This is a genomic window from Roseibium sp. R5, from assembly GCF_055755305.1.
On the sequence record NZ_CM146910.1, the window covers coordinates 1230991 to 1244064 of the forward strand.

11 protein-coding genes are annotated in these 13074 nt (G+C 56.0%); 5 read left to right on the top strand and 6 right to left on the bottom strand.

Annotation, left to right across the window (positions count from 1 at the left end):
* Nucleotides 1-106 precede the first annotated feature (106 nt).
* From AC0J4F_RS05620 to ispG, 4 genes are all read right to left on the bottom strand, one after another.
* The gene (locus tag AC0J4F_RS05620; RefSeq protein WP_473025652.1) at nt 107-2008 is read right to left on the bottom strand and encodes a DNA/RNA non-specific endonuclease; all 1902 of its coding nucleotides are present in this window, start codon (nt 2006-2008) and stop codon (nt 107-109) included.
* Nucleotides 2009-2135: 127 nt separating this feature from the next.
* Entirely contained in the window at nt 2136-2873 is a 738-nt protein-coding gene (locus AC0J4F_RS05625) for a DUF429 domain-containing protein (protein WP_473025653.1), read from the bottom strand.
* Nucleotides 2866-3768, bottom strand: a complete 903-nt coding sequence (gene pdxY, locus AC0J4F_RS05630) for a pyridoxal kinase (protein ID WP_473025654.1) — start codon at nt 3766-3768, stop codon at nt 2866-2868. The genes AC0J4F_RS05625 and pdxY overlap by 8 nt, the downstream gene beginning before the upstream one ends.
* Nucleotides 3769-3804: 36 nt before the next feature.
* Nucleotides 3805-5064, bottom strand: coding sequence for a flavodoxin-dependent (E)-4-hydroxy-3-methylbut-2-enyl-diphosphate synthase (gene ispG / locus AC0J4F_RS05635; RefSeq protein ID WP_473025655.1), 1260 nt, complete (start codon nt 5062-5064; stop codon nt 3805-3807).
* A 222-nt stretch (nt 5065-5286) separates the two neighbouring features.
* On the opposite strand from ispG, the gene AC0J4F_RS05640 reads away from it, so the two are divergent.
* The 5 genes from AC0J4F_RS05640 (at nt 5287) to AC0J4F_RS05660 (ending at nt 10229) form a co-directional block, all read left to right on the top strand.
* Nucleotides 5287-6060, top strand: a complete 774-nt coding sequence (locus tag AC0J4F_RS05640) for a hypothetical protein (protein WP_473025656.1) — start codon at nt 5287-5289, stop codon at nt 6058-6060.
* Between the two features lie 54 nt (nt 6061-6114).
* Entirely contained in the window at nt 6115-7014 is a 900-nt protein-coding gene (locus AC0J4F_RS05645; protein WP_473025658.1) for a 4-hydroxy-3-methylbut-2-en-1-yl diphosphate synthase, read from the top strand.
* Between the two features lie 117 nt (nt 7015-7131).
* The gene (locus AC0J4F_RS05650; protein ID WP_395173785.1) at nt 7132-7914 is read left to right on the top strand and encodes a 3-hydroxybutyrate dehydrogenase; all 783 of its coding nucleotides are present in this window, start codon (nt 7132-7134) and stop codon (nt 7912-7914) included.
* A gap of 36 nt (nt 7915-7950) precedes the next feature.
* Complete coding sequence (locus AC0J4F_RS05655) at nt 7951-8964, top strand: patatin-like phospholipase family protein (RefSeq protein WP_473025659.1); 1014 nt, start codon at nt 7951-7953, stop codon at nt 8962-8964.
* A gap of 443 nt (nt 8965-9407) precedes the next feature.
* Complete coding sequence (locus tag AC0J4F_RS05660; protein ID WP_473025660.1) at nt 9408-10229, top strand: pentapeptide repeat-containing protein; 822 nt, start codon at nt 9408-9410, stop codon at nt 10227-10229.
* A gap of 76 nt (nt 10230-10305) precedes the next feature.
* On the opposite strand, the gene trpS is transcribed toward AC0J4F_RS05660, so the two are convergent.
* Complete coding sequence (gene trpS, locus AC0J4F_RS05665) at nt 10306-11385, bottom strand: tryptophan--tRNA ligase (protein ID WP_209176386.1); 1080 nt, start codon at nt 11383-11385, stop codon at nt 10306-10308.
* 121 nt (nt 11386-11506) lie between these two features.
* Nucleotides 11507-13069 (bottom strand): murein biosynthesis integral membrane protein MurJ, encoded by a 1563-nt coding sequence (gene murJ, locus AC0J4F_RS05670; RefSeq protein WP_473025661.1) that lies wholly within the window; start codon nt 13067-13069, stop codon nt 11507-11509.
* Between the last annotated feature and the right edge of the window lie 5 nt (nt 13070-13074).

Below are 13074 nucleotides of genomic sequence, written 5' to 3' on the forward strand. Positions count from 1 at the left end.
GAGATGCCGACAAAACTGGACCGGGTACTCTTGGTTCATTCTGGTTAGAACGCCCAATCAGTAATCCGGTCCTGCATTTTCGGACAACCGCGAAGAGGTCCTGACACTAGATCGCGATTTGGGTTGCGCTTGTTATTTCACGAACCTGGGTCTTGATTGTCTCCCCGCCAAGGCTTTCAACACTCAAAGTCGATAGAAGCGCCTCGTTTTGGGTGATATCAGCGTCCGCATATGCATCAAAGCCAAGTCCTGTCCGGATTTCCAGCTCATGAACAGAAATCTGGAACAATCGGAATGGATCGAAGTCGAGCGTTTCCAGGTCACTCAGCAGGTCGTTCTGGGAAAGCACGAAGCAGGCAGCTGTCGGGTTGCCAGCGGCACCGCGATAGGCGACCAGTTTCCAATAATCCCGCGGGATCCGGGCGCCACGATACTCGATGTCCTCGTCCGAAAAGACGGGACCTGAGATCACCGATACCCGAATGTCCTGATCGGCAGCCTGTTCAAGTATTATGTTTTCAAGTCGTCCCCAGAGCCCGCCAAGGCTGGACCGATTATAGCGCTCGTGTTGCGGGGCAATGTTTGTGTAGTAGTAGGAATCCTTGTTTGCCTGGCGCGCTTCGGGCACCGGCCCCCAGGCCAAATCAGCCCTTCGCGCGATGTGCCCGCGATCCAGCTTGTTGTCTTCATAAAGACTGTTGTTCCACTGCAGTCCACTCTCGATTCTCGGATCTTCCTTGAAACTGTGGCTGCCCAAGGTCACTTTTCGCGCGCCGTCAACGTTCCACGCCACAAAGCGGGCCATGCGCCGTGTGGCGCTCAGGCATACGGAAAAGTGGGTATAGGGGATTGTCTGCTTGCGGCCAAAATTCACCGCGTCCCGTTTGATGGCGGTCGACATGCCGGGCATTGGAGCGTGGAAGCCAAGGAAGTCGGCATCGTAACCAGACCGAGCTCCAAAGGCTTCCGCCGTATCACCTGGAACGAGATTTGTTTCCGGAGGCGTCAGAGAGAACCTGAGCTTGTTCATGACGGAGGCTGGGTAACAGGCAAGCGCATGTTCGTCCGGGTTGTCGCCGGTCTCGCCCGCAAAATGCAGGCCTGCGAAGATGTCTGTTGCCTTTTGTTTGTCGAAGATCATCCATGCACTGCCGGAGTCGCCGCCCATGCTGATCTCGTTGTTCGGTGCGGGTTTTTTGGGGTCCGGTGCGATCTCAAAACAGCCAATTGCTTTTTCGCCCACATGACTGCCGTAATTAATTTTCGCGATGACGTCGGTCCGTCTGACTATTCCGTAGGTCGTATTGGTTGTCCGCCCTGTCTTGACGACTCTGTCGTCGAGCTCAACCTCTGCCATTCTCTGCGGTGCAACCCCGAGGTTATGGATCTCTGGATCAAATTCGCGGTCCCGCAGGCGGGAGATGGCGCAATCGCCCGCGATCCCAAGATGACTCCTTTCCAAGTCGCCGCAATAGTTGTCTGCGATGTTGTTGTCGTCATGCGGCCCGGGCTGAACGATCGGGTCTCCTATCTCGCCCGTGGGTCCGTGAAGTACGTGCCAGTTGGAGAGAATGCATGGAGCCCCGGTTTCGTCGTCGAACACGATCATGCCCAGTGTGCCCGCGGTGCCATCCACGTGAGAAACGCTTGCCCCCGGGACAACCGGATCGAGTCTTGTTTTCAAGACGGACTGGGTCTCCGGACTGATAACCTGATAGGACGGTTTGAACCCGCGTTCCACGACATCGGTCGGGATTGTAATGCCTTCAAAGGCGATTGTTTTTGGCAGTTCTTTTGTGCCTAGGGCTTCCAGCCCCGACACTTCTGCTTTCTGACCAACTGTGAACACAACACTGACTTCGCCGGTGTTGTTTTTTCGACCTATTCCGATGGATGTGACGTTGGGATCGTTAAGGTAATCGCTGCCGCGCGTTCTGATAAATTTGCGGAGTATGTGCTGAGTGGACTCTGTGTCGGATTTACCTGCAGTCTTCCGTTTTTTGGCCATGGTTCACTCCAAAAAAACATAGGAACTCACCCGGTATTTAAACGTGATATTGAATTTTCATCAACTTAAGATATAGGAATTTTGAAAATGTCACGAAATGCAATCATTGATTGATTTCGAGGGTGTGTCAGGCCCAGATCGCCATGCGCAGGCCTTTGCCGTCGCGCTGATAATTTTCAGGAAACGGTTCAGCCTGCCGGTTGAAAATTCGCTCTGCAATCAGGCTGTTGGCCGCCGCGTCAAGGAGATCGTCGCGGCCGCACCCCCTTGGAGGCTTTTGATCCAGGAAGGGTTTTGGCAGGCCTTTGGAGACGAGTAGGTCACGGCGCTGATCCAAACCTTCCGGGTTCGCGCGGCTCGTGACCTTCTTTGGCAGGCTCATTTCGGCCTCTTCGTTCAAACGCCAAAAAGCGAGCTCTGGATGCACTTCATGAATCCGCTCTTGTAGCGCAGGCGTCATCAGGCCGTCGATTTCACGGATTTTGGGGAACAGATAAAAGCATTGTTTTGAGACCTTGCGGGGTGGGCTGGAGGTTTTAAGCGACGTTTCACATGAAGCTCTGTAATCCTCCTCGTAGACCGCAGCGCGCGACGGCACGGAAAACACGGAAGACTGACGCATTCCAAGGTGCTTTCTAGCAGCCTTTTCAGCCCCCCTGCCATCTGGTCCAAGGTGGTCCGGCAACCCGATCGGCATGTCAACCGCAATGATCTTCAAATCGGGCTGGACGGAAAGAAGATCCGCAAAGTGTTCAAAAAGCTGAAGTTTGAGATCTTTGGGATCGCTCACGTTTCGGAGAACTGCGATCCAGCCGGCCCGGCAGCCGTCAACACCGGCGACCCAGGTCCCGGTGCTCTCAGGCACGGGCTTTGGCTTCCATAACACGCCGGGAAGTGACCAGCGCCATGGCTCGGACTACGGACTGTTGTTCATCGGCAAAGAGGAGCTCATCCGCTCCTTTTTTGACGCTGCGCGCGACAAGTTCAAAAACAGAGGCTGAAGCGCGCTTTACGGCCTCCTCATCGTCCAATCCAGCGAGCCGGTTGATCAAAAGCAGACCGGCTATCAGATCACCCGTACCGTGCGGCGGGTTGGTAATTGCTGCATGTTCAGCGGCAACGGCGCCTCTTGGGCCGGCGAGCAGATTGGAGATCGCATTGCGGCGCAAGGCCGGTGCCGACGTCACCAGGACGCGCTCGGTGCCCAAATCCCGGGCCGCTGATAGAGCCTCCAGCTCGCTGGAGATTTCTCTGCCGGTTAACCAGCCAAGTTCAAAACTGTTTGGGGTGACGATATCGGCCAGCGGAACCAGATGGTCTCGAATGGCTTCAGCAGTTGCTTCAGGAACGTAAAGCCCGCCTCCCGAAGCAGATGTGTGATCGCCCATGACCGGATCGCACAGATAAGGCGCTTCTGGGTTGGCGGTTTTGACCACCTTGATCAGATCCGCAATTACCGGAGCCTGGTCCGGGCTGCCGAGATACCCGGTGATGATACCCCCGATCTCGCTGAGCTTCGCCGATCCTGCCAGATCGGAAGCGATTGCGGAAAAATCAGCGGTTGGCGGGACAATCCGCGTTCCCTTGCCGTGTCCCGGGTGCCAAGGCAGTAAGATGGTCGGAAGGAACCAGACATCATGACCGTTCCGCTCCAGCGCAAACGTCAGACCGCGGCCGGATATGCCGCCGCGCACCACTTGAGATGTGATGACAAGGATCGGTTTTGTTACCGGTTCAGATCCGGCAGGCGGCTGCGTCATAGGCGGCTTTCAATTGAGGGTTCGCCGGATTGGCGGTTAGGCAGCATCAGTGTTGGTTGTTTTGCCGTCACCATAGCGCTTTTCGATGTATTCCAGCACCATTTGCTTGAACTCATCCGCGATGCCCTCGCCACGCAATGTGGTTGCCTTTTCGCCGTCAATGAAAACGGGCGCTGAGGGTGTTTCGCCTGTTCCGGGGAGCGAAATGCCGATATCGGCGTGCTTGGATTCACCCGGTCCATTGACGATGCAGCCCATCACGGCAACGTTCAGGCTCTCAACGCCTGGATACTGTTCGCGCCACTTCGGCATTGAGACCCGAATGTGGTCCTGAATGTCCTGCGCGAGTTCCTGGAAGACCGTGGAGGTCGTGCGGCCGCAACCCGGACAAGCTGCCACTACCGGCACAAATGCGCGGAACCCCATGACTTGCAGGAGTTCCTGGGCGACCTGGACTTCACGGGTCCGGTCACCGCCCGGCTCTGGTGTCAGGGACACGCGGATCGTGTCGCCGATGCCTTGTTGCAGCAAAATACCCATCGACGCTGCGGATGACACAATGCCCTTGGTACCCATGCCCGCCTCCGTCAGGCCGAGGTGCAACGCGTAGTCACAGCGGCGGGCAAGGTCGGCATAAACGGCAATCAAGTCTTGCACCTGGCTGACCTTGGCCGACAACAAGATCTTGTCGCGGCCCATGCCAAGGTTTTCTGCGCGTTCTGCCGACAAGAGTGCGGACTGGATAATTGCTTCACGCATGACTGCGTTTGCCGAGACGGGGGAAGCGCTCTCTGCGTTCTCGTCCATCAGCTTTGTCAGAAGCTCTTGATCTAGCGAGCCCCAGTTGACGCCGATCCTCACAGGTTTGTCGTGCTTTTGCGCGATATCGATTATCTGGGAAAACTGCGTGTCGCGCTTGGCCTTGAAGCCGACATTGCCCGGGTTGATGCGGTATTTGTCGAGAGCTGCGGCGCAGTCTGGATAGTCGGTGAGGAGCTTGTGGCCGATATAGTGAAAGTCGCCCACCAGAGGAACGTCCACGCCAATCCGGTCCAAACGTTCCTTGATATGCGGGACCTGGGCGGCTGCTTCTGCACGATCGACAGTGATCCGAACGACTTCCGAGCCTGCCCGTGCGAGCGCCGACACCTGCGCGACCGTAGAATCCGCGTCTGCAGTATCCGTGTTGGTCATGGACTGAACCACGATCGGCGCGCCGCCGCCAACCATCACTGAGCCAACCTTTACCCCAACTGATTTGCGGCGCGGTAGGGGAGTTGCGAAATCATCAATCATGGCAAGGCCAACCGGTTGTCGTTCATGCGTCCCATATGTGGGAGTGTGCCTGGGTTTTCCAGCGCATCAATAGGGTGTCTGCAAAAAAAGGGCAATGGCAGCGCGCTCAGTGGGGGTGGAACTTGCGCTTGTTGTCATTGCGCGCGTGCCGTTTGCCCCATATGACAAGCGAGATTTTAGCGGGGCATTGGTCCCAACAATAGTAACGTGGCGGGTTCGACAATGCTCAAACGGTTGCTGAGTGATGCGGCATCACTGGTCTTCGGACATCTGGAAACAGTCTTCAAGGTCTGCGGAGCCTGGTTTTTGATCCAGTTTTTGATTTCTATTCTTATCCTGACTGCGACCGCCGGTGTTCCTGCCGATGCCGAAACATTGCCACCAGCTGCAGGCTTGTTGTTGATGACGAGCACTCTCGTCGCGCTGATCTCGTCGGCATCCATATCCGTTGCGTGGCACCGGTTTGGCCTTCTTGGCGAAAGGGTCGGCAATATCTATTTGCGCTTTGGCAAAATCGAAGTCCAGTTCATCTGGCGGATGCTTCTGATCGGTCTGTTTGGGTTCGCCGTTTCCCTGCCTCTCGTTTTTGTCGCATTCATGCCGTCGGAATCGGCATCTGGCGTGGCAATCATTGCGCTTGTTTTGGGCTTTGCCCTCGTCATCATGCCGTTTTTGATGCGGCTTAATCTGGTGCTGCCAGCGACTGCGATCGAGCGGCCAATCGGATTTGGCGAAGCCTTGCGGATCGGCAAAGGGCTTGGTTGGCGGATGTTGGTGGCCATCGTGGTTCTGTCCCTGCCCTTTGTTCTTGTAACTATGGGGCTTCAGTGGGCACTTACGGTTGTCTCGATCGGCCTGCCTGCCTTGTTCATCCAGATCAAGGTGATGATCTTGAATGTGTTGTTGCAGATCATCGTGACCGTGCTTGGGATTTCGGTGATCACAGCGGGTTATCGCATGGCCATGGAAAGACAGACGCAAGCGCCGCAAAACTAGCGGATCGTCCGAAAAGACCTATCTTGGGTGAGAACCGGAATTCGAGGGGAACCCATGTTTATCACCGTTTTGGAACGGTCACTGTCACTGGCGCAGCACAATATTGGAACGCTGTTCAAGACCGGCTGGGCCTACATTCTGGTGCTTGTCGCGCTCAACTTCGCGATCGGGTCTTCTTTGATGCCGAGCGGTGGGTTCAGCACCATTTCCTATATGACCGAACCGGTTGAGACGGTGGACGAGGGGGCAATGAGAGCACTTGCGGCCCTTGCGAACCTTTTGGTCGGGTTCTCGATTGCCATTGCCTATGTTCGCAAGATCCTGATTGATGCGCGCGACTTCCCTCTGTTTGTGGGGCCCAGAACGTTTAAGGTGATCATCAACATGATTGTTTTGAACCTGATCGGGTTCTTGTCTTTGATCCCGCTCGGGATTGCCGCCAGCATCCTCGCTGCGATTACAGGTGGATTGGGCGCAATCGCGTTTCTCGCGGCGCCCTTCATCGCGCTGATGGTGACCCAGAAGTTCTCTCTCGTTCTGCCGGCTGCTGCCGTTGATGATCCCCTCACGTTCAAGGAAAGCTGGCGCGCCACCAACGGGCTTGGTTGGCCGATGGCGTTTGCGGCGCTGGTGATGAGCTTGCTTGCTGCCGTTCTCGTCGCCGGCGTCGGCCTGGTTCTGAGCCTCATGGAGAACTTTCTTGCCGCCAATGTGTTCTGGCAGCATATCCGGTCAGCCGCTTTTCCAATGGCGACGATGCTGATCACGGTGTGGGTCTTCGCCAATCTCCATGCAACGTTTTACGGCATGGTCCGTGAACGGTTTGCTGTCCGCATTGGCTTGCGGGCCGAAGACCTGAAGCAGGTTGAAGAAACCCGCAGTGCCGCCGACGAAAAAGCGCGATCAAAGGCACGCAAGGCCCTAGCCGGAGCGCAAAAAATGCGCCGCCGTTGAACGTGTTTGACCGAAGTCAGCGGTTTCAGGCGCGAATTTCGATTCTCATGTTGCAGTGCGGCGATAACTGGTCAAAAGTCCCGCCAGACGTTTCATTCATTTCGGGAGGATTTTCTGATGCTCGCCAATAAGACAGCAGTTGTTACAGGGTCAACGTCCGGGATTGGCCTCGGATGTGCCCGCGCCTTCGCTGAAAAAGGCGCCAACGTGGTCATCAACGGTCTCGGCGATGCCGATGAAATTGAAAAGACCCGCGCAGCCATAGAAGCTGATTTTGGCGTGAAGTGTGTCTACTCACCGGCCAACATGCTGAAAGGCGATGAAATCGCAGGAATGATCTCTGACACACAGAAGGAATTCGGGTCTGTGGACATCCTGGTGAACAACGCAGGCATCCAATATGTCTCCCCGGTTGATGAGTTCCCGATCGACAAATGGGACGCCATCATTGCGATCAATCTGTCTTCTGCCTTCCATGCGATCCGCGCGGCGGTGCCGGGAATGAAAGAAAACGGTTGGGGCCGGATCATCAATACAGCCTCCGCGCACGCTCTCGTCGCGTCCCCTTATAAATCCGCTTATGTCGCCGCCAAACATGGCATTGCCGGCCTGACCAAGACCGTTGCGCTCGAAGTGGCCGAGCAAGGTATCACCGTTAACGCGATCTGCCCCGGTTATGTCTGGACGCCGCTGGTTGAAGCCCAGATCCCGGACACGATGAAAGCACGGAACATGACCGAGGAAGAGGTCAAGAAAGATGTGCTTTTGAAGGCCCAGCCAACCAAGAAATTCGTCACCATCGAACAGGTCGCCGGTTACGCTGTCTTCTTGTGCTCCGACACGGCGTCTTCGATTACCGGTGCCATCATGACGATGGATGGCGGCTGGACCGCTCAGTAAGCCAACAGACACAAGCCTGCAGGAGCGAAAAGAGCCATGTCAGATCCAAAAAAGATCAATCTGGCTTTGCAAGGGGGAGGCGCGCATGGCGCCTTCACCTGGGGTGTGCTCGATTGGTTCCTGGAAGACAGCCGGTTCGAACTGGACGGGATCACCGGGACATCCGCCGGGGCAATGAATGCGGTTGTGTTGGCCAGCGGCTTGGAAGCTGGCGGGGAAGAGGGCGCGCGTGCAACGTTGGAAGCCTTCTGGCGCGAAGTCAGCACCGAGGCGCGAACCAGTCCCATCCAGCGCTCGCCGCTGGATGTGCTTCTGGGTCATTGGAGCCTCGATTATTCACCGAGTTATCTCTATTTCGATGTGCTCTCGCGGTTCGCTTCGCCGTATGAATTCAACCCGCTGAATTTCAATCCCCTCCGCGACATCGTTGAACGGACGGTCGATTTTGAAAAGGTGCACTGCTGCTCCGATCTGAAGCTGTTCATCGCTGCGACCAATGTCTTTACGGGCAAGATCCGGGTTTTCAGCGAGAAGGAAGTGACGCTTGATGCGGTGATGGCCTCGGCGTGCCTGCCACAGCTCTACCAAGCGGTGGAGATCGATGGAGAACCCTATTGGGACGGTGGGTTCATGGGCAATCCGCCGCTCTATCCGCTGTTTTATGAAACCGAAACATCGGATGTCGTCCTCATTCAGATCAACCCGATCGAGCGGCGCGAAGTGCCCCGGACGGCTCGCGAAATCGTCAACCGTCTCAATGAGATCACCTTCAACTCCACGCTCTTGAGGGAACTCAGGGCAATCGACTTCGTCACGCGCCTGATCGAAGAGGGCAAGCTGGACCGCAAGGAATACACCAAGGTACATCTGCACCGGATTGCGGCCGAAGAACTCAAACCACTTCAGGCCTCTTCCAAGCTGAATGCGGAGTGGGATTTCCTGACGCACTTGCGTGACGTTGGCCGCCAGACGGCAAAAGATTGGCTCGACCGGCATTTTGACGACATAGGCGAGCGCTCCACCATTGATCTGCGCAAGGAATTCGCTTGATCGCTGGTGAGCCGGTGCGGTTGGTTTGTTAACCTCTCATTTAGAATGTTTGCAACTCGCCTTGCATATTGCAATGCGCGAGGCCTGAACAATATCTAAACAAATTCAGTATCTTGTGATTGCAGATACCGTAGATTCTAAATCTTGCGTGTTTGAATAAAGAAACCAATTGGCAAGCCTTTTGCTGCTTAGTCGGCACGCTGATTGTCAGGTAGTGCGTCGTCAGCGACATTGTGAATGGAAGAAGCAGGCACCTGCGACCCCGCCTGTTTCTTCCGTTCCAACTTTTGCTCCCGTTCAGGGATGCAATTCGCACACAATCTTCATGGTTTTCGGTTTTAGTGATCTCAGCTTACGATCCGGTTTTGGAGATCGTGAAATTCTTGGCCTTTGAACCGCCGCAGATCGCACTTATGTCAAGGGTTATGAAAAAAGGATCGGTTATGAAAAAGTCGGTTTTCAGCTTTTTGGCGGCAGGCGCGGTTATCGTTACCTTGGTGCCGCAGACCAGCGCGATGGAGTTGGATCCGCGCGTTCCACAAATTCTCGAAGACGGCGGCTGCCCGCGGTGTAATCTATCTCTTGCGACCTTGCGTGGGATGACGCTCGAGGGCGCAGACTTTCATCGGGCCAATTTGCGTGAGGTCGACCTCAAAGAAGCTGTGATGCCGAGATCGAACTTTGAACGATCCGATTTCCGGCGCACTGAGGCCGAACGGGCCGATTTTTCGGCCAGTGATTTTGCTGGTGCGTCGATGCGGGCCGTAGATTTGGAAAAATCAAACCTCAACAGTTCGATTTTCCGCGATGCTGATCTTCGCGACGCGGACTTGAATGCAGCTGTCATGACCGGCTCCACATTCGAGGGTGCAGACCTGCGCAATGTGACGTTGATCCGCGCTATTGCTCAGAACACATCGTTCAAATCCGCCAAATTGGACAACGCCAACCTGGAGCGGATGGATCTTCTGAATTCCGTCTTTCAGGGTGCTCGCATGCGCAATGTCAAGCTGGACCGTGCCCAGGCCGTCAATGCGGATTTTTCAGGAGCGGATTTGTCCGGGGCTCGCTTGGTCAGCACCAATTTGAGCGGCGCTAATCTGACAAACGTGGACTTCGATGGGGCCCTGTTGCGGCGGACGCGGTTGAAAGGTGCAGATTTGACCGGTGCTTCAAATCTCGACCCAAGCCGGATCATCGATGCTTGCGGAGATGAAAATACAAAGCTGCCTGACGGCATCACGCTGGAGCCGTGTTCGTACTGAGCACTAAAAGATCACTGGGATGTAAAAAGGCCGGTGTTCGACGCGAACCCGGCCTTTTTCTTATGATCAGTTGGTTTTATCGGACGTCCAGAAAACCAATGATCTTGCGCACGTCCTTCAGAACGGGCTCGGCAATCGCAGAGGCGTTTTCCGCGCCTTCCTTCAAGATTGCATCGATCTGAGCCGGATCGCCGGTCAGCCTCCGCATTTCGTCCGTCATCGGAGCGAGCTTGGCAACGGCGAGATCTGAAAGCGCTGGTTTGAACGCAGAGAACTGCTGTCCGCCATACTCTTTCAGAACGTCGTCTTTAGACATGCCATTGAGAGCCGCAAAGATGCCAACAAGGTTGTCAGCTTCCGGCCGGCCTTCCAGGCCATCGGTCTCGCTCGGCAGCGCGTCCGGATCGGTTTTTGCCTTTTTGATCTTCTTGGCAATCGCGTCCGCATCATCTTTCAGGTTGATGCGCGAAAGATCCGAAGGATCGGATTTCGACATCTTCTTCGTGCCGTCGCGCAGGGACATGATCCGGGTGGCCGGGCCAGCGATCATCGGTTCGGTCAACGGGAAATAGAGCTCTTCCGGCAATTCGGGCGAAGGTGTCGGGTTTGGAACGCCAATCCCGAGTTCCTTGATCCGGGCGCCAAAGTCGTTGTTGAACTTCGCCGCGATGTCACGGGTGAGTTCCAGGTGCTGCTTCTGGTCATCGCCCACCGGAACGTGGGTTGCGCGATAGGCCAAAATGTCAGCCGCCATCAAGTTCGGGTAGGCGAACAGGCCAACAGAAGCGTTTTCCTTGTTCTTGCCCGCCTTTTCCTTGAACTGGGTCATGCGGTTGAGCCAGCCCATCCGGGCAACGCAGTTGAAGATCCAGGCCAGTTCCATGTGCTCACGGACCTGGGATTGGTTGAAGATGATCGATTTCTTGGGATCAATCCCAGCCGCCATATAAGCGGCCGTTACTTCACGCGTTGCGTTTGTCAGTTCACTCGGGTCCGGAAAACCTGCTGTAATCGCATGGGAGTCCACGACACAGAAGATCGCAGGCATCTGGTCTTGCAGCGGAACCCAGCGCGACACTGCGCCAAGGTAGTTGCCAAGGTGGAGATTGCCTGTGGGCTGAACGCCGGAAAAGACACGGGGCTGGAACGCCGTCATTTCATATCCCTTATTGGTGCGGCCGGTTGGAAGGGCGCTGTGAATGTTTTGGGCGCGACGGGTTTAGGCCTCAGCGTGCTTCGATGCAAGCAAAGATGCCGTTCCGACAAGCGTTTGCGCGTCAGGTGTTGCGCCGCTTCAACGATTTCACAAGACCAACCAGATCGCTGCCACCGCTGATCTGCGCAAAAAGGGCGAATACGGCGATACCGATCAGCACCAGGGCGCCGAGGCTGGCGACCCTTATCAAAAGCCATCCATCCTTCAGGTAAGGCGCAAGAGCATCTGCTGCGAAATGAATGACAAGCCCCATCAACAGGCTCGCCAGAAGCACCAGCATCAGTTTTCTCAAGACCGTGGAGTCCGGGGCGAAATGTCCCCGTTTCCAAAGCACGATGACCAGGAAACCGGTGTTTACCCAACCGGCAATCGTGGTTGCCAGCGCGATCCCGACATGCTGCAGGAAGGGAAAGAAGGCGATCGACAAGGCAACGTTGACCACCATGCCGATCGCCGCAAACTTCATCGGAGTTTTGGTATCTTCGCGGGCAAAGTAGCCTGGCGAGAACACCTTGTTCAGGACAAAGGCAGGCAAGCCGAACGAAAATGCCATCAAGGCTGCTGCCGTTCCTTCTACGGCGGCCTCATCGAACCGGACTCTCTGGAACAGCACCGAGACGATCTCGTCAGGAATAACCGCCAGCGCGACAGCTGCGGGCAAAGTCAGAACTAGAGAGAATTCCAGCGACCGGTTCAGGGTCTTTTGGTAAGCGGCTGTTTCGCCGGAGCGGAGCTGCCGGGTCAGGCTTGGCAACAGCACCACGCCGAAGGCAATCCCGATGACACCAAGCGGCAGCTGATACAGCCGGTCAGCGTAGTAGAGCAAGGCATTCGCCCCGTCCTGCATCGAGGCAATCACCTGTCCGACGGCGATGTTGATCTGTGTGACGCCTCCCGCAATCACACCTGGAATGCCAAGCACCAGCAGGCGTTTGGCCGATTTTGTATAGCGCGGCCGGTAAACGGGAATGCGGAAGCCAAGACGCTTCAGATCAATCACCACCACGGTCAGCTGAACGATGCCGCCGAACGTGATGCCGAGTGTCAGGATGATGCCAAGAGTTGTGCTGTCTTCGACGCCCCAGAACAAAACTCCGCCGAGCACCAGTCCCATGACCACATTCAGCATGACCGGCGCAAAAGCGGCGGCCGCAAAGCGCTGATAAGTGTTCAAGATGCCGCCAATGAAGGCGAGCATCGACATGAAAATCAGGTACGGAAAGGCGATCCGCGACATCAAAACTGTCAGATCGAACTTTTCCGGATCAGACACGAAGCCCGGGGCCAAAGCCCAAACAACAAAGGGCATGAAGATCTGGGCGAGTGCGGTCAGAGCCAGAAGGCAAAACAGCAAGGCCGAACCAATTTCACCGGCAAAGCGCCGGGCACCCTCCTCGCCGTCTTCTTCGACAGTGCGCCCAAAAAGGGGAATGAAGGCGGAGTTGAACGCGCCCTCGGCAAACAACCGGCGGAACAGGTTCGGCAGCCGGAAGGCAACCACGAAAGCATCGGCCACCGGACCCGCGCCGACTGCAGCGGCGAGCAATACGTCCCGGACAAAACCGAGAACACGGCTCATCAGGGTGGCGCCGCCCACAGTTGCGAAATTCCGAACCAGGTTCATGCCAG

Excerpts from the sequence above, each read along its gene's own strand:
- murJ (WP_473025661.1), bottom strand. The coding sequence starts at position 13,069 with ATGAACCTGGTTCGGAATTTCGCAACTGTGGGCGGCGCCACCCTGATG.
- pdxY (WP_473025654.1), bottom strand. The coding sequence starts at position 3,768 with ATGACGCAGCCGCCTGCCGGATCTGAACCGGTAACAAAACCGATCCTT.
- AC0J4F_RS05655 (WP_473025659.1), top strand. The coding sequence starts at position 7,951 with ATGTCAGATCCAAAAAAGATCAATCTGGCTTTGCAAGGGGGAGGCGCG.
- AC0J4F_RS05645 (WP_473025658.1), top strand. The coding sequence starts at position 6,115 with ATGTTTATCACCGTTTTGGAACGGTCACTGTCACTGGCGCAGCACAAT.
- AC0J4F_RS05620 (WP_473025652.1), bottom strand. The coding sequence starts at position 2,008 with ATGGCCAAAAAACGGAAGACTGCAGGTAAATCCGACACAGAGTCCACT.
- AC0J4F_RS05650 (WP_395173785.1), top strand. The coding sequence starts at position 7,132 with ATGCTCGCCAATAAGACAGCAGTTGTTACAGGGTCAACGTCCGGGATT.
- trpS (WP_209176386.1), bottom strand. The coding sequence starts at position 11,385 with ATGACGGCGTTCCAGCCCCGTGTCTTTTCCGGCGTTCAGCCCACAGGC.
- AC0J4F_RS05640 (WP_473025656.1), top strand. The coding sequence starts at position 5,287 with ATGCTCAAACGGTTGCTGAGTGATGCGGCATCACTGGTCTTCGGACAT.
- AC0J4F_RS05660 (WP_473025660.1), top strand. The coding sequence starts at position 9,408 with ATGAAAAAGTCGGTTTTCAGCTTTTTGGCGGCAGGCGCGGTTATCGTT.
- ispG (WP_473025655.1), bottom strand. The coding sequence starts at position 5,064 with ATGATTGATGATTTCGCAACTCCCCTACCGCGCCGCAAATCAGTTGGG.